This window comes from Chryseobacterium sp. Mn2064 (assembly GCF_049319685.1).
In the GTDB taxonomy this organism is placed as follows: Bacteria; Bacteroidota; Bacteroidia; order Flavobacteriales; family Weeksellaceae; genus Chryseobacterium.
The window spans coordinates 402,820-425,331 of sequence record NZ_JBMOUE010000003.1; the positions used below are offsets into that span (position 1 = coordinate 402,820).

A 22,512-nucleotide genomic window follows, 5' to 3' on the forward strand; every position below is an offset into this window, starting at 1 on the left:
AGTGAATTTGAAGCGCTCGTATTATTTATCTCTTTTGAGAAATTTATTCTTAAGAATTTTCTAAGATATAAGAGAACATCAATGGAGCACAGATCGTTGCATCACTTTCAACGATGAATTTCGGTGTAGTAATATCAAGTTTACCCCAAGTAATTTTCTCATTTGGAACTGCTCCTGAGTAAGAACCATAAGATGTTGTAGAGTCAGAAATCTGGCAGAAATAAGACCAGAAAGGAATGTCATGCATTTCCATATCCTGATACAACATTGGTACTACACAGATAGGGAAATCTCCTGCGATACCTCCACCAATCTGGAAGAATCCTACTCCTTTTCCTCCTGAGTTTTTAGTATACCAGTCCGCAAGATAAGTCATATATTCGATTCCTGATTTCATTGTTGTAGCGGTAAGCTCTCCTTTGATACAGTAAGAAGCGAAGATGTTCCCCATTGTAGAATCTTCCCATCCCGGTACTACGATTGGTAAGTTGGCTTCTGCAGCAGCAATCATCCAAGAATTTTCTCTTGGGATTTCATAGTATTGTTCTAATACTCCTGAAAGGATCATTTTGTACATGAACTCATGCGGGAAATATCTTTCTCCTTTAGCTTCTGCATCTTTCCAGATTTCTACAATATGTTTCTGTAATCTTCTGAAAGCTTCTTCTTCCGGAATACAAGTATCTGTAACTCTGTTCAAACCTCTTTCTAAAAGATCCCATTCGTCCTGAGCTGTTAAATCTCTATAGTGAGGAACTCTTTCGTAGTGAGAGTGAGCTACAAGGTTCATTAAGTCTTCTTCAAGGTTAGCTCCTGTACAAGAAATAAAGTCTACTTTTCCCTGACGGATCATTTCAGCAAGAATTTTACCCAACTCTGCAGTAGACATTGCTCCTGCTAAAGTAATCATCATTTTCCCGCCATCTTTAAGATGTGCAACATACCCTTTAGATGCATCTACCAATGCAGCTGCATTGAAGTGCAGGTAATATTTCTCTATAAATTCAGAAATTGGTTTGCTCATTTTTTTAATTTTTGCAAAGATAAAACTTAAAAACGGAATGCAATCAAAGCGCTTGAAGAAAGTATCAAAGCAAAGTCTTTTTTTATCATTTGTTAAATTGGAAAAGTTGAAATAGTTGGAAAACGCAAACGCGCAAAAGTTTTTTATGTCTTGTAAATATTTTAAGGCGCAAAAAAAATCTAAGACTTCAGGAAAGATGAGATTATTAATATTAAACTTTCTCACAGATTGCGCAGATTTCTATACTGTGTACAAAATTAACGGGAGATAAAAGATACCATACAAAATTTTATTGAAGATATATTCCTTACTCAATCTATAAAAAAGCGCAGCCCATCTGAGCTACGCTTCTATAATAATTCAACTTAATCGCATTCTGTGAAAACTTATCCTTCCCAGGTTTCTACTTTCAGGATTTCAATTTTTCTTTCCCCCTCTTTAAAAGGCCAGTGAATAATATCCCCCACTCTATATCCTACAACTGCGAGAGCGATATCGGAAAGAATAGAATGTTTATTCTTTTTCAGTTTTTCTTTATTAGATGCCACAAAAATATATTCATGCTCAACATCCAGTGTATGATCTTTTAAGGTCACTTTTCTTTCTACTGTCACAATATCTGCCGGAAGATCTCTTCTCAGTACCTGCTTGGCTTTTCTAAGCTCTTCAGCGAGTCTTTTTTCTTCTTCCATGCTTACTTTTTTTCTTCTGATCGTATCTTTTATAGCATCATAAATTCCTGTGGTTACAATAATATGATTGGACATTTTTTTAATTTTTAAAATATGAAATGCAGGTATTCCAACGATCCAATGTAGAATACGGACGAAAAGTCTTCTTCCATAGAAAACCGCAAAAACTAATCAATAAAAATCTGTAGTAGTCCCCTGTCTTGGATCCTGACAGGGCTTAATTAATAAAGTCCTTAGAACTTTTCAGAAACGAATCTGTGTGAAGATAAAGTAATGACAGCAACAATCCCGATCCTCTGCGCTCTGCCGATAAAAAGATTGTTGCTGTCATTGTATAAATTATTTTAATTCTTACAAATATAAGACTTAAAAACGGAATGCGGCAGCGGCGCTTAAGGAAATTCTTGTAAGTCCTTCTTTCTGATCATCAGGAAGTTCATAAGATCTTCCATCTATTTTTACTTTGCCTAATGTACCTGCAGTAATTCCGAATTTAGGACCGATCAGAAAGTTCTTGGAAACAGCGTACTGATAGCCAATTCCTGCTTCCAGACCAAGGTTGGAACCTGTTCCTTTTATAGCTCCTGTTTTGGTTGTATAAGTGATCACACCCAGAGAAACATCGGCTGCAAACTTATGCCTTGACGCTGCTTCGTTATAATTGGAAAACATTACAGAAGGACCAAAGAAAGTAATATTATCTTTAGTGCTTACATGAGCAGAAACTCTCTGAACATTAACATCGTAACCTTTTAATGTTCCACTGCTGGACGAGCTGAAATTGGAAAATTTAGCCCCGATTCCCATATTTTTTATGTTGTAATAGGCTGCAATCTCGAAATTCACACCGTTTTTCAGTCCCTCCAGATATTTTTTTTCATCTCTTGAAAGTCCCGACGGTGTCTGAGCTATTCTCCATGCATATCCTACTGCTGGTGAGATTGTTATTTTTTCCTGTGCAAAAGAAATGAAAGAATACGAAATAGCTCCCAGAAGCATTAATTTTTTTATCATGGTTTTATTTTTTTGCAAAAATAAAATTTTCCAGGAAAGAATCAAGTTAAAACTTGAAACGTCTGTTTTCTTTTTTATCAGAAAGCTTCTTTTTACTATCTAATCTTTTCTGTTTTTGCGTCCGTGAAGGTTTCGTGGCTGTTCTTTTTTTAGGAACAATTAAAGCTTTATTGACAATTTCGATAATTTTTTCAACGGCTTTGTTTTTATTCATCAGTTGGGTTCTGCTCTCTGAAACTGTTAAAAAAAGAAAGCCATCCGCATTGATTCTGTTTTTCAGTTTATTCTGAATCATTTCTTTTTCTTCATCACTGAAAAATTCTGATCCATCTACTTTCCAAAGTACAGTGACAGCCGTCTCCACTTTATTAACGTTCTGCCCTCCTGCTCCACTGCTTCTGGAGGTTTTAAAGCTGAGTTCTTTTGAAAAATTTTTCATCGTTTTCAGGGTTATAAGTTTTCCGTTATCTTTTTATACAGTTCCATCCTGCTTACTTTTCCATTGGGCGTTCTCGGAATTTCAGAGATAAAAATAATTTCTTTAGGCTTATGAAAGCTTTTTTCAAACGGAATATCTGAGATTTTCTTTTTTACTTCTTCTGTTTCTTTTCCTTCGATAGCCAATATTAGCTTTTGCCCCAAAGTTTCATCTGGCAACCCCATCAATACAGCTTCATTGGAAATTTCTTTTTTAATAAGTGTTTCAAGTGTTTCTGGAAAGATTTTCGCTCCTCCGGAATTGATGACGTTATCTATTCTTCCGAGAAATTTAAACTGTTTATCATTCTTAATTTCTACCAAGTCAGTAGTCTGTAATACTTCTGCATTAACGTTGGGTGCAAAAATTTTCAGGCAACCTCGGTCATCTAAAGAAATAGATACATTTTCAAAAACTGTAAAATAGTCTTCCGAGATTGGCATCAATTGCTTTAAACCAATATGAGAAAGGGTTTCAGACATTCCGTATGTTTCAAAAATACGATTTGATTCTCCTAGATCCATTTCCCGAATTTTATTTTTCAGGCTTTCTGAAACAGCGGCTCCTCCGATGATCAGGTTTTTAATCCAATGAAGCTTATCCAATGAATTTTCTACCTGAAGTGGGGTCATCGCACAAAAGTCTATTTCTTCATTTAAATTTTCAACAGGTTTCAGGTTGGGTTCTGCTATGATTAATTGTAATTTTCTTTCCCAGGAACGCACCACCATCATTTTACCCGATATGTATTCTACCGGCAGGCACAGAAGGGCTTTATCACCTTTTTTCAATTCCAAAAAGTTACAGGTCATAATGGCAGAATTGATCATTTTCTTTTTCTCAATTCCAAAAATTTTAGGAGTTCCTGTAGAACCGGAAGTCTGAACATTTACCGTTTCTTTGTCAAAAAGCCATTCCTGTAAAAAAAAATCAACTTTTTTTTCAAATTCCGTATGGGATGATAATTGATTCGTATTGAGATTATTGAAGTCTATCAGCATATTTTCCGTGAATAAAATCTACAGTAAATTTAAAAAAAAAATTAAAAAGTTCTTGTATATAAAGAAAAAAGCTGTAAATTTGCACCACTAAAACAAACAGACTCATGGTGTAGCGGTAACACTACTGATTTTGGTTCAGTCATCTGGGGTTCGAATCCCTGTGAGTCTACAAACCATCCTTTTTTAAGGATGGTTTTTGTTTATTATTTATATTAGGAAAATTTCAAGAATATATCATCTAAATACAAAAACAGTCATCATATTTTTTTTACAATGACTTCTTAATAAATAAAGATTATTATTTTGAAATAAAGCGATCATAGTATTTTCCGGTCTTTTTAGCATCCAGCCTTCCGACTATTACTTCGGTAGAACTTTTAGAAAGCTCCAATCCTGGCCTTAATTTTATATGTTGTCTCTCTCCAATTGGTAATTCCTTATCATCTATTATATCCTGATTAAAGTTTGCAATGTCAATTAATAAATTTGCAAAAGACTTCAATCCAGTCGGATCACCGTGTATCAGAACTTCATTCCATTCAGATATTTCACCTTCGAATTCATCCGTATTATGTATCACGAAAATATCTAGATTTCCTTTTACTTTAATATTCATTTTTGATTTATATTTTTGGTTTATATTTTTATTTTATCGTAAAATCAATAAATTTGTTTTGTATCAAACATTGGTTTCGGATTAACTGTTTCCATCATAAGAGATACTACCATACATAAAGGAGTCAATCTAGAAGTAGCTACATCTAAAACTTAAAGAAGCGATTGCTAATGCTTTGTTTCTTTAAAAGCAAATCCCGCCTTTTGGTTGTGTAAACTTCCCAAGCCATGTACATATGAAAAATAATGTGAAATTAAAAACTTATAAAAAGCAAAATCAGAATAGGAAAATTCCTACCCTGATTTAACTATATTTGATTTATTAAACTAGCCAACCTTTTTCAGGACTAGTCATTTACTTATTTAAATTACTGTTTTAAATAAGATGAAAGTTCAATAGGAATAGTAGGTAATTTATCTTTTTTATTACTATAAACAACCTGTCCACCCTCTTTATAAAGAACACTTACAACTTGATAATCAGAATTATAAAACCATATCTTATCTTCTTTATCAATATACAATGTCCATTTACTTGAACCGCTAAATGATTCTGAAAGATTTTGTTGAAATAAAGGTTTATTTCTTTCATCAAAAATACCATAAATTAACGTTCCATCATCAAACTGCTTAATTTTAATAATATAATCTTTAAAAAAGAAAATCCCCTTCTTGTTTATAAATTCATCGTTCTTAACTATATGATTTTCTAAATCCCCAGAACAAGAGAATAAGGACAAAATTATTATAAAAATTATTTTTTTTACATTATTCATATTATTTATCTTTTTACCAATTTCTGCTAGAATATTTCTTCTGTTAGAATAGTACTTTCTACCTCTTACTCTAACATCTTTATAATCATCTACTGGTCCATTTTCAATATTATCGATATGGCTCTCTACAATATTAAACTTAAAAAAACACTTTCCAATGCGCTGGCTTTGTAAATAAAACTTCCTGCCTTTCGGCGGCAAGTTTTATTGTAAATCATTTATTTTTTTGGAACTCGAATCATAAAATTTCCAAACATTTTCATCGACTAATATGTATTCAAGAGAGTCTACTTTAATTCCTTTATATGCTGAATTTTTATATTCAAACACTTTATTATAATAAATATTACTCTTCAGATCGTAATTAATTTGATCAACAATTTTATTTTTTACAATTCCATTTTCTTTGACAATCTTTGAAATATAATTTTCTTTCTTGGAAAAATATGGAACATACTCTTTTATCTGGGTATTTTGAGATTCATAATATGATTCTTTTGATTTGTATAGAATATTGAGCTTTACTTTAATTTTATCTTTAATTGGAGCAAGATTCATATAATATATTACAGAACAACCTGTTCCGCATCTTCCATTATAATAATAATCCCATTGGTTGTTGTTTTGTTTAACAATACTGTCTTTTCCATAATAGTTTCCAATATTCTGGATACTATCAATAATGATATCATCTTTGGTTAGGAATAATGTAGAACTTCTATTTACTTCATCAAATTTTGTAAGAAAATCATACTTGTTTTTAATCATACAGCTATTGAAGAAAACATAAGCTGAAAAAATTAGGATTATCTTTTTAATGGCCATTTCTTGTTGGGGCTTGTATATTTAAAAAATGTTGTTTATCCAATCTCAGCAGTAATTACATATGCACCACGATTGTCATCTTTTTTCGCATTTGCAAATATAAATTTCTTTTTAGGGTCAGGACCTTGATAATCCTCTATTTTCTTTCATAGAAAAATTGCAAACACTTTAGAGAATCGCAGGTATTGTAAATTCTGATAATATATTTTCGGATATGGATTCTCTTAATCAATCTGTTGTAGAAAAAGTGCAGATTATAGAACAGTTGGACGCAAAACAAAAAGAGTCCATTTTTAGTATTAAATGGATCTCTACAATATTAAACTCAAGAAAAGGATTTCTAAAGCACACGCTTTAGAAACAAAATCCCACACAAAGGTGGGAGTTGGTTTATTTTGTCATGTCTATTTCTTTTTCTAAAGATTTCTTTTATCACTTCCATCTACTTTAAAAGATTTCCGGCAGGCTGCTGCTGAGTAACACAGTGCACCATTCCGCCATTTTCATAAAGATTTCTTACGTCTATTCCTACTACTTTTCTGTCAGGATATTGCTGTTGAATAATCTTATTGGCAATAGTATCGTTAGGATCTCCGTAATTCGGAACCAAAACTACGGTGTTAGCCACATAATAGTTGATGTAAGAGCCTTTTTCATCAAGTTGTTTCCCGTATGCTGTTTTCACCTTGTTTTGGGTAGCCGGAAGGTATATTTTCTTGTATTCTTTTCCTTCAGTATTGGAAGCTTTGTACAGCGTATTAATATCTTTATCAGACAACCCAAGTTCCAGAAGATCGTCCTCCTTCATGGTAATCATTGTCTGAGGATTGATAAACTTCATAAAGCCATCAATATGCATATCGGTAACATCCAGTCCGGTAACTCCGTCCAGCCATATAACTTTGGATACTCCGTAATAGGTTTCAAACATTTCTTCTGCTTCTTTCTGGGTAATTCCCTTGTTTCTTGTTGAACCATTTTTCTGGCTGATCACAGAGCTTTTGCAAGCCATCAACACTCCGTTTCCATCGGTTTCTACTGAACCGCCTTCATTCACCATTTCGTCATTCAGATCAATAACTTTCACCCCAAGATCTTTACCAATACGTGTTGGAATTTCGTCACAGTTCTCAGAATCAAATTTCTCTCCCCAACCATTGAATCCCCAATCTTCAATCAACACATTTCCTTTATTATCTTTAACGAAAATAGGTCCGTTATCTCTGATCCAAACATCATCTGTAGGATAAATTCTGAAATCCACATTCTTTAAAGGCACTTTATTTTCTTCCAAAAGACGGATAATTCTATTTTTCTCTTCTGTATTATAAGCAACGATATGTACTTTTTCTCCTGTCTGTAAAGATTTTGTCATATCGATCCAGGTTTGCTCAACTCTTTTACGATAGGTAGTACCATGCTGATAATGATGAGGCCATTGGAGCCATGTTCCCTCATGGCGTGAAGATTCTTCGGGAAAGTGATACGTTTGTGCCATAATTCCTAGATAACTAAGGATGAATGTAAGGGTGAATAATTTATTCATATCGTTAAAATTTTTTTCCTATAAATACACCGAAATTAATTTCGGTTTCAAAGTGGGTTCCGGTTTGAGAAATATTGCTTCCTATTCCGAACTGCATTTTATTTTGATTTTCAATGCCTAAACGAATAACCTGACTGCTGGATTGATGTTCTTTGAAACTGAAGTCTGATTCTACAATCAACATTGTGTAAAGATTCAGCCGTTCGTTAATTTTTGGGGTATATTCTAATAAAGTATACAGTCCCAATCCAAATTCCTTAGCATCTGCAGAGTAAGTAAAAGCCGGAAAAACACTGATTCCGAAAACATCATTTTCTTTTCCATACGCCAAACCTACCGAAGGCATTATATCCTGATCTGAAATGTGAACTCCCGCTGAAACGCCCAGGTTTTTTCCAATCCCATAATTAAGGTTTTGGTAAATTTCCGGATTTACTTTTCCGGAATGGTAATCGTATGCTACGGTACCTGATGCAAAATAATTCCATTTGGTTTTAAAGTCTTTAGAATAGATTCCCAAGAGTTCGGTTTCTTTATTGCCGCCATAAGTCTGAACTGAAATCTGAGACTTCGCACAAAAAGAAAATAGTATCAAACTCAAGGAAAGTACATTTTTTTTCATTGTCTTGTTTTCTTACATTTTACTCTGTAAACAATAATCTCTGATTATTTACTGATGCAAAATTAGACCTTGAGAAAAACAAAACTTGTCCTAAAAAGACATTCTACTCATACAGCGGAAAATAAATATGAGTAACTTTTTCACCGCTTTCTGTTTCCGTATATTCTTCAATAACGTCAGAATTATCAAGTAAAAGACTCTGCTCGGAAAGCCAAAAACGATAAAACGAACGATAAGTTCCTAAAATATGTTCATACAATCCGTAATGGGTAAATTTTACATATTTCCTGCCAAATATCTCTTTTTTCAAGAATCCTTTTAGATCATTATCATACGTTACTGCAGCGCCATATCTGCAATGGAAACGATTGGTAATAAGAGGCTGATCGTGAATAATTCCGTAAGCGGATTCAAATATTTCATCTTCCGGTTCTATTTCTTTCCACAATGCATCAATCTCTGCATTATGATAGTCCTTGGTTTTAATAAATTTACAATACACAATTACCTCATCCTTGTATTTGATCTCAAACTTCAGGTTAGGGCTTCCGTTTTCTATAAATTGTCTGAAAACGTCCTGCTTTTGTTTTCTTGCCTCTACCGGAGAAACAGAAAATTGTTTTTTAAAGGCTTTTGAAAATGACTGGATGTTATCATATCCTACCTGCCATGCAATTTCAGATATTTTATCTTCGGTATAGATCAGTTTTTTATACGAATTTTCAAGTTTCAGCCGTTTTTGAAATCCAGAAACCGTCTCATTGAAAATTTTGAAAAAGACACGCTGAAAGTTTCTATAAGAATAGTGAGACAGCAATTCTATTTCATGAGCTGTGATCTCCCTATCAAAATTGGTTTCAATATGGTCAACGATTTTTTGGATCTCACCGAAGCTTGCCTGCATTTTCTGCTATTTTAAAGATATGTTATCTGTAATATCTTATGCAATAATCGGGCGATTTTTTTTCTGACATGAAAAATATAGGTTGGAGCAATTTATAAAAACAGAGACAAAAAAAAGATGAAAATCATAGTGATCTTCATCTTTACAAAAACATAATAGTTCTTTTTATATAATTTAGTTTGGTTTGTAGAGTTTATACATGATAAATAAGAATGCAATCCAGACCGGGATCAGGATAACCTGTATCTCCATCCCTGTAATGCTCATCAGCACCAGAATAAGCAGCAAAAATACAATACAGATATAATTGGATATCGGATAAAATATGGATGGGAATTTTGACTGAGTTCCTGATTTATCAATGGATTTTTTGAATTTCAGATGGGTGTAGCAAATCATCAGCCAGTTGATAATTAAAGTAGAAACTACAAGAGCCATAAGGTATTCGAATGCTTTTTCCGGCACCAATTTGTTAATGATTATACAGATCCCGGCAAAACATGATGATACAAGAATAGCATTGATAGGCACTGAATTTTTATTTAGTTTCTTTAAAAACTTAGGGGCATTTCCCTGCTGAGACAATCCAAAAAGCATACGGCTATTACTGTAAACACTACTATTGTAGACTGACAGAGCAGCAGTAAGAACAATTAAATTAAGAACATTCGCAATCAATGTATTGAACTGAATTACTTTCCCAAAAACACTGAATTCAAGGCCATTTAAATTTTGAAAAACCATTACAAACGGACTTGATCCTTCTGTAATATCTCTCCATGGGCTTAGCGAAAATAAAATCACCAAAGCGCCTACATAGAAAATTAAAATCCTGTAGATCACCTGATTGGTAGCCTGCGGAATGGTTTTTTCAGGGTTTTTGGCTTCTGCAGCCGTAATTCCGATCAGTTCCAATCCTCCGAAAGAGAACATGATCATTGCCATTGCAGCAAATAATCCTGAATAACCGCCTTCTGTTTTATTGAATAATCCTTTTGGGAAGAAACCTCCATCATTCCACAAATTGGTAATGGTTGCTTTTTCTCCTCCTGACCCACTTATTAGTAGATACACTCCGAAGATGATCATAGCAATAATGGCTACTACTTTGATGATGGAAAACCAGAATTCAGTTTCACCATATACTTTCACTGAAGCAAGATTAAGGGCATTGATTACCACAAAGAAGAATAAACTGGAAACCCAGAGTGGTATTTCCGGCCACCAGAAGTGAATATAATGTCCGATGGCTGTAAGTTCAGCCATACTCACAAGAATATATAGAATCCAATAGTTCCAACCGGAAGCAAAACCGGGAAAATTTCCCCAATATTTGTAGGCAAAGTAGCTAAAGCTTCCCGAAACCGGCTCCTGAACTACCATTTCACCGAGCTGACGCATAATAAAAAAGGCAATGATACCTGCTAAAGCATAGCCTAAAATAACGGATGGTCCTGCCAATACTGCTGCAGGTCCAATTCCCAGGAATAACCCGGTTCCGATGGCACCTCCAAGGGCAATTAACTGTATATGTCGATTTGTTAATCCTCTAACTAAAGTCTCGTTTTTTTCTGTTTTATTTTCGTTGCTCATTGAGTGAATTATTCGGTCGCTAAATATATAAAAACTTTTCAGAGAAATTCACATTCCATGGGGTAAATTGATAACCCGAACAGCAACAACAGGAATAGGATCATTACATCCTATAAAAACTCTTTTGGGATCGAAATATTATTCTTTTTCAGGTGGTCCAGAAGACTTTGGTATTTATCTTCATATTCATCATTTCCACACTTATGCGAAATACTGCAGATATCGGAAGGTTTGATGTCTAAAATATCTGATATTTTAGTAAGGATTTCCAGATTGATCTTCACCTTAGAATTCTCAATGTCGGAATAGGCTTTTTGGGAGATACCCATTTCAAACGCCATATACTCCTGCGTAAGATCTCTGCTCCTACGTATTTTTCTGATATTTTGTCCACACACTTTCATCGTTTTTGTTTTAGTAGTTTTCGGTATATTTTAGAAGATTATCTATTAGCCTCTAACAAAGTTAATAAATACCTTTGGCAAAACATTATACACGTTACATGATATTTATTTTCAACATAGAAAAAGCTACAAAATAGGGCTTTTTCAGAGAAAATATCACTTCGGTAAACACTATTGGAATTTATGGAGACGCAAAAATTTAATTATGACAATAATATTGTCAGAGCATTCCTCTATGCTACTATCGCATTTGGACTTGTCGGATTTCTGCTGGGGCTTACAGCCGCATTGATGCTTTTTTATCCTGAACTGCCTGAATTTTTATTCGGTACTGATGATACTACTATTAAGAGTTTAGCCTCGGGGAATATTCAGGGACTGATCAATACACAGGGAGCGATGGGCTTTGGAAGGATCAGAATGCTTCATACCAGCGCCGTTATTTTTGCCTTTGTCTGTAATTCCTTTTTCTGCGGTGCGTATTACAGCATGCAGAGGCTGCTAAAAACAAGAATGTACAGTGATACCCTTTCATGGATTCATTTCTGGTCTTGGCAGATTATGATTATCAGTGTAGTAATCACCTTCCTGATGGGAATCAATACATCTAAAGAATATGCTGAACACGAATGGCCTATTGATATTTTGATTGCCTTCTCATGGATCATATTCGGAATCAATATGTTTGGAACTATTGCCAAAAGAAGAGTAAGACACCTGTATGTAGCCATCTGGTTTTACCTAGCAACATGGATTGCCGTTGCAATGCTTCACATCTTCAATAATCTGGAAGTTCCTTTATCTTTCACAAGCTGGAAATCTTATTCTGTATATGCAGGTGTAAAAGATGCATTAGTACAATGGTGGTATGGTCACAATGCAGTGGCATTCGTATTAACCACTCCTGTATTAGGTCTTATGTATTACTTTATGCCAAAAGCGGCACAACGTCCGGTATTTTCATACAAATTATCTATTATTCACTTCTGGTCGTTGATCTTCGTATATCTTTGGGCCGGGCCTCACCACCTGCAGTATACAGCTTTACCAGCCTGGGCTCAGGCTGTGGGAACAGGTTTTTCCATCATGCTTATTGCCCCGTCTTGGGGAGGGATGCTGAACGGTCTGCTTACCTTAAGAGGAGCATGGGACAAGGTAAGAGAAAATCCTATTCTTAAATTCTTTGTGGTTGCTGTTACCTGCTATGGTATGGCTACTTTCGAAGGACCTTTATTAGCAACAAAATCATTAAATAAAATTGGTCACTATACCGACTGGGTAATTGGCCACGTACATTTAGGAGCTCTTGGATGGAATGGTTTCATGGCATTCGGAGTGGTATATTACCTGGTTCCAATTATGTGGAGAACAACACTTTGGTCTAAAAAACTGGCCAACTGGCACTTCTGGCTGGGAACATTAGGAATCATCTTCTATGCCGTTCCTATGTATATTTCAGGATTTACCCAGGGATTGATGTGGAAACAGTTCAACCCAGACGGAACCTTATTATGGAAAAACTGGTTAGATACTGTTACAGCTATTATTCCTTACTTTAAGATGAGGTTCCTTGGAGGAGTTCTGTATCTGTCCGGAGCGATCTTAATGGTGATCAATGTCATCAAAACAATTAAAGCCGGTTCATTCCAGAAAGAAGTTCCTGCTGAAGCTCCTGCATTGGCCAATATCGGCAGTACAAGAAAAGAGGGCGAAGGCGTACACTTATGGTTAGAAAGAACACCTACTCTTTTATCCATATTAGCTTTTATTACCATTGCCATTGGTGGACTGGTAGAAATTGTACCTACATTATCTCTCAAACAAAGTGTGCCTACCATTACTGCAGTGAAGCCCTATACTCCATTGGAACTTGAAGGAAGAGATCTGTATATCCGCGAAGGATGTAACTCATGCCATTCTCAGATGATAAGACCATTCAGAGATGAGGTGGTAAGATTTGAAGGAAAAAACGGACAGTATTCCAAAGCGGGAGAATTTGTATATGACAGACCCTTCTTATGGGGATCTAAAAGAACGGGACCTGATCTTCACAGAGAAGGAGGAAGAAACCCTGATTCATGGCACTTTAAACATATGTATAACCCAAGAATTACTTCTGCAGGTTCCATTATGCCTCGTTTCCCATGGTTAATTACCAATAAACTAGACAAAACACAAATGGTGGACAAAATGAAACTAATGAAAAACGCCTTTGATGTGCCTTATACAAAAGCTCAGATCGATTCTGCCAACCAATGGGCAGATAACCAGTCCAAAGCAATTGTACAGAGAATCTACTCAGAAGCTACGGATGTAAAAGATCAGATGATCAAAGAAAAAGCGGCAAAAGGATCAGCGTATGTTCCGCTTGAGCAAAGAGAAATTGTAGCAATGATCGCTTACCTTCAAAGATTAGGTACAGACATCAAAACAACTCAGATACAAACAGCCAGCGTAGAGTAATCATTTAAATTGTATTGTAATGAAAACGAGAACCCCAATTTCAATATATATAGCGGCAACAATAGGTTTAACAATTATGGCCTTTGAAATGTTCGCAAGCGATTCAGATTATTTTTCTTCCCCATTTTTCTGGGCGTTGATCCTGATTGCGATTATTCTTCTTTTCATCATGAATTCAATTGGTGATCTGATAGAGAATGAAAATTTTAGCAGATTGCCGGAAGAAGAAAAACAAAAATATCTTGAAGAAAAAAAAGTTCCCTATTATCAGAAACTTTGGAATTCAGCTTTCAAAAAACAGTCTGTAACTGAAGAAAAAGATATTCTTATTGATCATGGTTTCGACGGAATTACAGAGCTGGACAACTCTCTTCCAAAATGGTGGATCGGTCTGTTCTGGTTTGGATGTATCTTCTGTGCGGTATACCTAACGGCTTATGCTTTCACAGATTATGCTCATCCGGAAGTAGAATATACCAAAGAAGCCAAAACAATGCTTGCCTCTATTGAGGAATATGAGAAAACAGCTCCTCAGATCAATCTTGAATCTGCAAAATACAGTGCAGACAATATCGCAGAAGGCCAGGAACTCTTCAAAACCAATTGCGTAACCTGCCACGGAGATTCCGGGAAAGGAGGTATTGGTCCTAATCTTACCGATACACACTGGATCAACATCAAAGAAAAAAGTTTATTCAAAAATGTTTTCTGGATGCTTGAAAACGGTTCTCCCAACAACCCAACGATGAGACCTTTCATCAAAGAAGGAACCATTACCGGAAGAGATGCTGAAAAAATAGCAGCATATATTTATCATATCAACCAGGAAACCTCCCCTATTACAGTAGCACAAGGCGGTGCCACTCCACAGGGAGAAGAGGTGAAATGGGAAAACGGAAACGATTAAAAACTAATAACCTTTTCATAAAGAACCATGCCACGCCCCCTTTACACATACTAACATTTGAATTTTCATTTTTGCTAACTAACCTTTTCAACATTAAAAAATGATATAAAGGGGGCTTTCTAAAAAATAACAATCCTTACCTTGGCTCGTCTTACTCAACTATTCACTTGACAACTACACACTAAAATTCCATAAAAAGGCAGCCAAGGCAGGATTTTTGCATTTGCAAAAAGGTACCATAACAAAGGCTAAATAAAATAGTATTATTATCTTTGTTACAAACCATATCGCATTTGAAACTGAAAATCAACACCACAAAACTTCTAAGGCGTATTGTAATAACCTTTATTTCAATATTGGTTTTTCTTACCCTGTTGATCCTAAGCCTAAGACTTCCAGCTGTTCAAAACTTTATCAAAGACAAACTTATTGTCTATCTTGAGAAAAAAATCAAAACCAAAGTAAGCCTCGAAAGAGTCTACATCGGATTTCCCAATAGCCTTGTTATGGAAAATCTTTACCTTAAAGGGCAGGATGTAGATACCCTTCTGGCAGTCAAAAAACTTGATGTAGGTCTTCATATGCTCAAGCTCCTCAATTCTACGGCAGATATTACCTCGGTAGAAATGGAAGGAACCCGTGCCCATGTCATCAGAAAACCGGACGGTAAGTTCAATTTTGATTATATTATGGATGCTTTTGCCAGCAACGATAAGGAAGAAAGTCCATCCAAACCCTTTATTATTTCTCTTGACAAAATCAATCTAAAAGATGTTGGAGTCATCTTCAACGATCAGCAGTCTAAGAATGATATCAACATCTATTTTAAATCATTCGATACCAGAGTCAAAACTTTTGATCTTAACAAAAACAGCTATGCTGTCAACGATATTAATCTCGACGGATTACGATTAAATTTAAAACAGGGGCTTCTGGAAGAAGTTTCCAAAAAAGTAGAAAAAAAGGTAGATTCTCTAAATAAAAAGAAACCGATGAATATCGGTCTAAGAGGAATCAAGCTTACCAATTTTGACATCAACTACGGAGATGATAATACTAAAACATTTGCAAAAGTTCTCTTCAAAGAGCTCAGTACAAAAGTGAACAAGCTTGATCTCGAAAACAATGCGTACGATATTGCTAATGTATTCCTTTCCGGTGCAAATATCAATGCCAATCTTTACCTTCCTGCTCAGAATGCCAATCCAAAAAAATCCAATGAACCGGAAGTTTCAAAAGCGTCTGATAAAGATAAGGCGATGAAAGTGCTTTTAGGAAAACTGGTTCTTAACGATGTAAAAGCAACTTACAACAACACAGCCATTGTCCCAACTCAAAAAGGGATGGATTTCAACCACCTGAATTTTTCAAAAATGAATGTGGAAGTCAGAAGTTTCAAAATGGAGAACAATACTTTCGCAGGAACTGTGAATTCCGCTGAAATTCAGGAATCAAGAGGTCTGGATATTCAGAAATTCAATACCGATTTTGTGTATGCAGAAAAAGAAGCTTATCTGAAGAGTCTATATCTTCAGACACCAAAAACATTGCTGCGTGATGAGGTTATTTTAAATTATAACTCAATCAACGAACTTACTTCCAACCCAGGTGCGGTAAAAATTTCGGCCAATATAAAAGATTCTAAAATTGGATTTTCTGATATTTTAAACCTTGTCCCTACTTTAAGAAATACGGTTCCGTTCAATAAATATCCGAATGCGATCCTCAATGTAAATGCTAACGTAAAAGGAAGTGTCAATGATCTTTTCATTCAGGATCTTAAAGTTTCCGGACTGGATCAACTGAGAGTTTCAGCATCCGGAAAAATCAAAAATGCGATGAATCCTTCTCAGCTTTATTACGATCTGAGAATTGGGGAATTTTCGTCCAATGCCAAAACAGTTTTTAACCTTGTTCCTAAAAATACCATCCCGTCCAATATTGCTCTTCCTTCTCATTTCAGTATAAAAGGAAATGCAAAAGGAACTTCCAAAGTAGTAAATGCAGACCTGAACCTTTACTCTACTCTCGGAAATGCCGCTGTTGTAGCACAGGTTGACATGCGGAGAAAAAATCACGAATTATATGATGTAAAAGCAAATCTACAGGGCATACAGGTAGGAAAAATGATTCAAAATAAAGATATTGGCCCTATTACTGCCCAAATAGCCGTAAAAGGAGAAAGTTTTGATTTCAAAAATGCCAATGCTGACTTAAAAGGACATGTAGCTTCTGCGGTTTACAAAGGATACCGCTATCAAAATATGAATCTGACCGGTAAGATCAATAAAGGGGCTTATCATGTGATTCTCAATTCAAAAGATCCGAATGCGGATTTACAACTGACTGCTTCCGGAGTATATGATGAGAAAAATCCTACGGTAAAAATTAATGGTGAAGTGATCAAACTGGATGTCAACAAACTTGGCTTCTATGAGAAACCAATGATCATTGCAGGAAAAATTGATGGTGATTTCGCCAGTCTTGATCCTAATAACCTGAATGGATATTTAAATCTAAAAGATTTCGCATTTTCGGATACCAAAGAAGTGTATCCGGTACAGGAAGTTAATCTTAAAGCGTCTTCCACAGCAGATTCTACGCAAATTATTTTCAATTCACAAATTGCGGATGTTGAACTGAAAGGGAAATATAAACTTACTCAGATTTTCGGAGCTTTAACGAAAACGATCAATCAGTATTATCAATTCCAAAAGCCCGATAAAACGCAAAAAATTGATCCTGGACAGCATTTCACCTTTGTTGCAAAAATTAAGAATGATGATCTGATCAGAAAATTTGTTCCCGATCTGAAAAGTTTTGAAACCATCAATGTAACCGGAAACTATGATGCGGATTCTCAAAAAATTGAAATCGACGGACAGATTCCGCAATTGCTGTATGGAGAAAATACCATTGAAAAAGGAGCTTTAAAAGTTACCAATGAAAACCAGGCTCTGCAGTATAGCCTGAATGTAGCCGCCTTAAAAAGCTCCAGCCTTTCACTAAATAAAATAAGTATTGATGGGGATGTAGCGGATAATACAATCAATTATAATATCATCACTAAGGACGAAAAAGATGCGACCCAATTCCTTATTGCAGGGAATGCAAAGTCTTTGAATGATATTACAGAAATATCTCTGAAACCTAATGGCTTAAAACTGAACTACTCAGATTGGAATGTTGCTGAAAACAATAAAATACAAATCAGTAATAAAGGAATTCTGGCAGAAAATTTCATCCTGTCTAATGCAGGAAGTGAAATTGCCATCCAGTCTGAAAGCAGCAGCCCAACAAGTCCTTTGAATATTTCGTTGAAAGATTTTAAAATAGAAACTATTACAGAGCTTATCAAAAAGGATACTGTTCTGGCAAGAGGAACCATCAACGGAACAGCACAGCTAAGGGATGTTATGAAAAAAATGACATTTACCTCAGATTTAAATATTTCTAACCTGATTGTCTACGGAAGTCCTGTTGGAAATCTGGCCGTAAAAGTGAACAATTCTTCACCGAACGTTTTAAACGCTGATATTGCTCTTTCAGGAAATAATAATGATGTAAAAATTCTGGGAGATTACAATACTTCTTCCAGCAGTTTCGACATGAATATGGCGATTAACCAACTTCAAATGAAGAGCATTCAAGGTTTCTCTATGAATGCTATCACCAATACAGAAGGTTACCTTTCCGGAAATCTGAAAATCACAGGAACCACAACTCAGCCGAATATTGCCGGAAAAGTAAAATTCAATGATGCAGGGTTGGAAATTGCCAAAACAGGAAGTGATTTCAGAAAACTGAATGATGAAATAGATTTTACAAACCGAGGTATTGAATTCAATAAATTTAAGATCAACGATAAAGACGGAAATGCTCTTATTATTGATGGGCAGGTGCTTACACAAACGTACAGAGATTTCGCTTTCAATCTTAATGTAAATGCTAAAGATTTTAAAGTCGTTAATTCTGAGAAATCAAATGATGCCATGATGTACGGTGTTCTGGCTATTGATGCCGGTCTGCACATCCGTGGAAATCTTGATCTGCCAAAAGTAGACGGCAGGTTAAGCGTTGCCGATAATACAGATTTCACTTTTGTACTGCCACAATCTAATCCTTCACTACAGGAAAGAGATGGTATTGTGGAATTTGTTGATCAGGATCAGGTTGTTTTGAATAAAACCATTAAAGCAGACTCACTGAACGCACAAAGCCGCATCAAAGGAATGGATGTAAGTGTAAACATTGAAGTGAGTAAGGAAGCTAAACTTTCTATTATTATCGATAAAGTGAATGGTGATTTCGTAAAACTTCAGGGTGAAGCTGAACTTACGGGAGGTATTGATCCTTCCGGAAAAACAACTCTTGTAGGAGTATACGAAGTAGAAAAAGGAAGCTATGATCTTTCGGTAAGTTTACTGAAACGTAAATTCGACATTCAGAAAGGAAGTACCATTACCTGGACCGGGGAACCTACCATGGCTCAGATGGATATTACCGCTGTTTATAAAACGGAAGCTCCGCCTATTGATCTTTTAGAACAGCAGATGAGTGGAAAAACATCTTCTCAGATGAACCAATACAAACAAAAAATTCCTTTCAATACCTTATTAAAGATGAAAGGTGAGCTTTTGAAACCACAGCTTACCTTTGATATCACTACCGATGAAAAAAACAATTCTGTTTCATCTACCATTACAGATGATGTGAATGCAAAGCTTGCCCAGCTTAGAAATCAGGAATCTGAATTGAACAAACAGGTGTTTGCATTACTGCTTCTTAATCGTTTTATCGGAGAAAATCCTTTTGAAAGTGCTGTCGGAATGTCTGCTGAAACCATGGCGAGACAAAGTGTGAGTAAAATTCTTTCTCAGCAGTTGAATAATCTTGCTTCCGATCTCATAAAAGGAGTTGACCTGAACTTCGGTCTGGATTCTACAGAAGATTATTCCACAGGGCAGAAAAATACAAGAACCGATCTGAATGTGGATATCAGTAAAAAATTATTGAATGACAGGCTGAAAGTAACGGTAGGAAGTAATTTCGGTCTAGAAGGAGAAGCCCGCCAAAATGAAAACATGACCAATATTGCAGGTAATGTTTCTGTAGACTATAGCCTTTCTAAGGATGGAAGATATATGCTTCGAGCTTATCGTAAAGATGAATATCAGGTGGCTCTCCAAGGGCAGATCATAGAAACCGGAGTTGGGTTTATCATTACATTGGACTATGATAAATTCCGGGAAATCTTCCAAAAATCTAAAGAAAAGAAAACCAAAAAGAATCAAAACAATCAAGTGGTAGAATTTAAATAATGAGTAAAATATTCCCTACATATTGTAAATATCTATTGGCCTTCGGGTTGGCCTCTGCTGTGGTTTCCTGTAGCAATACAAGATTCCTGAAAGAAGGCCAGATGCTTTACACCGGTGCTGAAGTGAAGATTGAAAACGATACAATTTCCAAAAAAGAGAAAAAAGATCTTCAGTCTGCTCTGGAAGCCAATCTCACCCCAAAACCCAATTCTACATTTTTAGGAATGCGTCCCAAGCTGTATTTTTATAATATTGCCAAAGAGCCTAAAAAAGATAAAGGATTCAATTACTGGCTGAAATATAAAGTAGGTGAAAAACCGGTATTACTAGGAGATGTAGATCGTGAATTCAATAAAGATATTATTGAGAATTATTCTGAAAACAAAGGATACTTTAATGCCAGAGCAACTTATGATACAGTTTCAAAGAACAAGAAAGCGAAAGTTGTTTACACGTTAAGGCCCGGTTCCAGATATCTTATTGATGGAGTAAAATTCCAGAAAGATTCTACATTGATCAATAAGGAAATTCAAAATCTGACAGCAAGAACACTGCTTAAAAACGGACAGCCTTTTGATCTGGATGTCATTAAAGCTGAACGTGAAAGAATAGACAGTCGTTTAAAAGAAAGAGGTTTCTATTACTTCCACTCTGATAATATTATTGTACAGGCAGACAGTACGGTGAGCAAAAATCATAAAGTTGAACTCAACGTAAAACTGAAGGATGATACTCCTGATCTTTCTACCCAGCAATTCAGTATTGACAAGGTGGTTGTATTTCCCAACTACAATATTCAAGATGTAAGAGACGGAAAGTACACAATCCCTATGGATAAAGATTCTCTTTCCAAATATACTTTTGATGATATTTATGTCATAGATCCACAACATAAATTCAAACCGAAAATTTTTGACCGGGCACTTTATTTCAAAAAAGGGGATCTTTACAACCGATCCAATCACAATCTTACTTTAAACAGATTGATCAGCCTTGGCGTTTTCAAATTTGTAAAAAATGAATTTATCACGTCTGATTCTCTAAACCATAAATTTGATGCCTACTATTTATTAACACCAAGACAGATTCAGTCACTTCGTCTGGAAGCGTTGGGGAGAACAAACTCTGCCAATTACGCAGGAAGTGAACTTAACCTCAACTGGACTCACCGAAATTTCTTCCGGGGGGCAGAGCAGTTTAAAGCCGCAATTTTTGGTGCTTTTGATTTTCAGATGGGTGGCCCAGAAAATGCCAATAATATGTTCCGTGCAGGGGCCAATGTACAACTTTCAATCCCGAGAATTGTAGCACCATTCCGTTTTAATTCTTCCAGTGCGTTTGTACCAAGAACGAATATCAATTTGGGATATGAATTCCAGAACAGAACACAATATTATACCCTTAATAATTTCACCGGCTCCTTTGGATATATATGGAAAGAAAACATAAGGAAAGAACATGAACTGAAAGTGATTGATATCACCTTAGTTTCTCCGGCAAAGGTTACTGATGAATACAAGAGAATATCTGAAAATAATCCTGCCATGCAGAGAATTGTAGCCAAACAGCTTATTTTCGGTCCTACTTACTCCTACACGTATACCAATACAATGCAGCCGAAAACGAATACTTTTTATTATAAAGGAACCCTCGATCTGGCGGGAAATCTTACAGGCCTGCTTACAGGAGCTAATGTAAAACAAGGTAAAGAAAAAGATATTTTTGGAATCGCTTTCAGTCAGTATGCTAAGATTGAAAATGATGTCAGATTCTATCATAAATTTACAGAGAAATCATCGCTTGCAACGAGATTTATCGGAGGTATTGCCTATCCGTATGGAAACTCAGAATTCATTCCTTTCTCCAAGCAGTTTTTCTCTGGAGGAAGTAACAGTATCAGAGCTTTCCGAGCAAGAACACTGGGACCTGGAAGTTTTGATCCTAGAACAATTGAACAAGGCGCTTATTTTGATCAATCCGGAGATATAAAACTGGAATTAAATGCCGAATACCGTGCTAATCTTTATAAGTTTTTAAACGCAGCAGTTTTTGTAGATGCTGGAAATATATGGCTCCTTCATGATGATCCTCAGAGGCCGGGCGCTAAATTTTCAAAAGACTTTTTAAATGAAATTGCAGTAGGAGCCGGAGTAGGTCTGAGACTGGATTTTTCTATCCTGATTTTACGACTGGATCTGGCCATGCCATTACGTGTTCCTTATTATGAAAAAGGGAGCAGATGGGCCTTTGATAAAATTAATTTCGGAGACTCGAGCTGGAGAAAAGATAATCTTGTATTAAATATTGCCATCGGATATCCTTTTTAA

The 22,512-nt window shown here is 35.6% G+C and carries 17 protein-coding genes and 1 tRNA gene; 5 read left to right on the plus strand and 13 right to left on the minus strand.

Going from position 1 to position 22,512, the window contains the following annotated elements; translation table 11 throughout:
- Positions 1-49 precede the first annotated feature (49 nt).
- The 5 genes from ACL9RH_RS14330 to ACL9RH_RS14350 form a co-directional block, all read right to left on the minus strand.
- Positions 50-1,024, minus strand: coding sequence for a deoxyhypusine synthase family protein (locus ACL9RH_RS14330; RefSeq protein WP_184165598.1), 975 nt, complete (start codon positions 1,022-1,024; stop codon positions 50-52).
- A 386-nt stretch (positions 1,025-1,410) separates the two neighbouring features.
- Positions 1,411-1,791, minus strand: a complete 381-nt coding sequence (locus tag ACL9RH_RS14335) for a GreA/GreB family elongation factor (protein ID WP_422694047.1) — start codon at positions 1,789-1,791, stop codon at positions 1,411-1,413.
- 291 nt (positions 1,792-2,082) lie between these two features.
- Positions 2,083-2,730 (minus strand): hypothetical protein, encoded by a 648-nt coding sequence (locus ACL9RH_RS14340; RefSeq protein ID WP_422694048.1) that lies wholly within the window; start codon positions 2,728-2,730, stop codon positions 2,083-2,085.
- A gap of 46 nt (positions 2,731-2,776) precedes the next feature.
- Positions 2,777-3,169, minus strand: a complete 393-nt coding sequence (gene arfB, locus ACL9RH_RS14345) for an alternative ribosome rescue aminoacyl-tRNA hydrolase ArfB (RefSeq protein WP_422694049.1) — start codon at positions 3,167-3,169, stop codon at positions 2,777-2,779.
- An 11-nt stretch (positions 3,170-3,180) separates the two neighbouring features.
- Positions 3,181-4,209, minus strand: coding sequence for an AMP-binding protein (locus tag ACL9RH_RS14350; protein ID WP_422694050.1), 1,029 nt, complete (start codon positions 4,207-4,209; stop codon positions 3,181-3,183).
- Positions 4,210-4,307: 98 nt separating this feature from the next.
- Between ACL9RH_RS14350 and ACL9RH_RS14355 the strand changes: the two genes are divergently transcribed.
- Positions 4,308-4,378, plus strand: a tRNA-Gln gene (locus ACL9RH_RS14355).
- A 129-nt stretch (positions 4,379-4,507) separates the two neighbouring features.
- Here the strand turns inward: ACL9RH_RS14355 and ACL9RH_RS14360 are convergent.
- From ACL9RH_RS14360 to ACL9RH_RS14395, 8 genes are all read right to left on the minus strand, one after another.
- Complete coding sequence (locus tag ACL9RH_RS14360; protein WP_422694051.1) at positions 4,508-4,825, minus strand: Imm32 family immunity protein; 318 nt, start codon at positions 4,823-4,825, stop codon at positions 4,508-4,510.
- A gap of 367 nt (positions 4,826-5,192) precedes the next feature.
- Positions 5,193-5,801 carry a hypothetical protein gene (locus ACL9RH_RS14365; protein ID WP_422694052.1) on the minus strand — a complete coding sequence of 203 codons (609 nt, stop codon included), beginning with the start codon at positions 5,799-5,801 and terminating at the stop codon, positions 5,193-5,195.
- Between the two features lie 3 nt (positions 5,802-5,804).
- Positions 5,805-6,368: a hypothetical protein gene (locus tag ACL9RH_RS14370; RefSeq protein WP_422694053.1), complete on the minus strand. Its 564-nt coding sequence runs from the start codon at positions 6,366-6,368 to the stop codon at positions 5,805-5,807.
- A 499-nt stretch (positions 6,369-6,867) separates the two neighbouring features.
- Positions 6,868-7,971, minus strand: coding sequence for an agmatine deiminase family protein (locus ACL9RH_RS14375; protein WP_422694054.1), 1,104 nt, complete (start codon positions 7,969-7,971; stop codon positions 6,868-6,870).
- Positions 7,972-7,975: 4 nt separating this feature from the next.
- Entirely contained in the window at positions 7,976-8,593 is a 618-nt protein-coding gene (locus ACL9RH_RS14380; protein ID WP_422694055.1) for a hypothetical protein, read from the minus strand.
- Positions 8,594-8,696: 103 nt separating this feature from the next.
- Complete coding sequence (locus tag ACL9RH_RS14385; RefSeq protein ID WP_422694056.1) at positions 8,697-9,497, minus strand: AraC family transcriptional regulator; 801 nt, start codon at positions 9,495-9,497, stop codon at positions 8,697-8,699.
- Positions 9,498-9,671: 174 nt separating this feature from the next.
- Complete coding sequence (locus ACL9RH_RS14390) at positions 9,672-11,090, minus strand: amino acid permease (RefSeq protein ID WP_422694057.1); 1,419 nt, start codon at positions 11,088-11,090, stop codon at positions 9,672-9,674.
- Positions 11,091-11,200: 110 nt separating this feature from the next.
- On the minus strand, positions 11,201-11,494 hold the full coding sequence (locus ACL9RH_RS14395) for a helix-turn-helix domain-containing protein (protein WP_422694058.1): 294 nt from the start codon (positions 11,492-11,494) through the stop codon (positions 11,201-11,203).
- 183 nt (positions 11,495-11,677) lie between these two features.
- Between ACL9RH_RS14395 and ccoN the strand changes: the two genes are divergently transcribed.
- The 4 genes from ccoN to ACL9RH_RS14415 all read left to right on the plus strand — a co-directional run bounded on the left by ccoN (position 11,678) and on the right by ACL9RH_RS14415 (position 22,512).
- Positions 11,678-13,957, plus strand: coding sequence for a cytochrome-c oxidase, cbb3-type subunit I (gene ccoN, locus ACL9RH_RS14400; protein WP_422694059.1), 2,280 nt, complete (start codon positions 11,678-11,680; stop codon positions 13,955-13,957).
- A 19-nt stretch (positions 13,958-13,976) separates the two neighbouring features.
- Positions 13,977-14,864 (plus strand): cbb3-type cytochrome c oxidase N-terminal domain-containing protein, encoded by an 888-nt coding sequence (locus ACL9RH_RS14405; protein WP_422694060.1) that lies wholly within the window; start codon positions 13,977-13,979, stop codon positions 14,862-14,864.
- A 293-nt stretch (positions 14,865-15,157) separates the two neighbouring features.
- Positions 15,158-20,185, plus strand: a complete 5,028-nt coding sequence (locus tag ACL9RH_RS14410; protein WP_422694061.1) for a translocation/assembly module TamB domain-containing protein — start codon at positions 15,158-15,160, stop codon at positions 20,183-20,185.
- Entirely contained in the window at positions 20,185-22,512 is a 2,328-nt protein-coding gene (locus ACL9RH_RS14415; protein ID WP_422694062.1) for a BamA/TamA family outer membrane protein, read from the plus strand. The genes ACL9RH_RS14410 and ACL9RH_RS14415 overlap by 1 nt, the downstream gene beginning before the upstream one ends.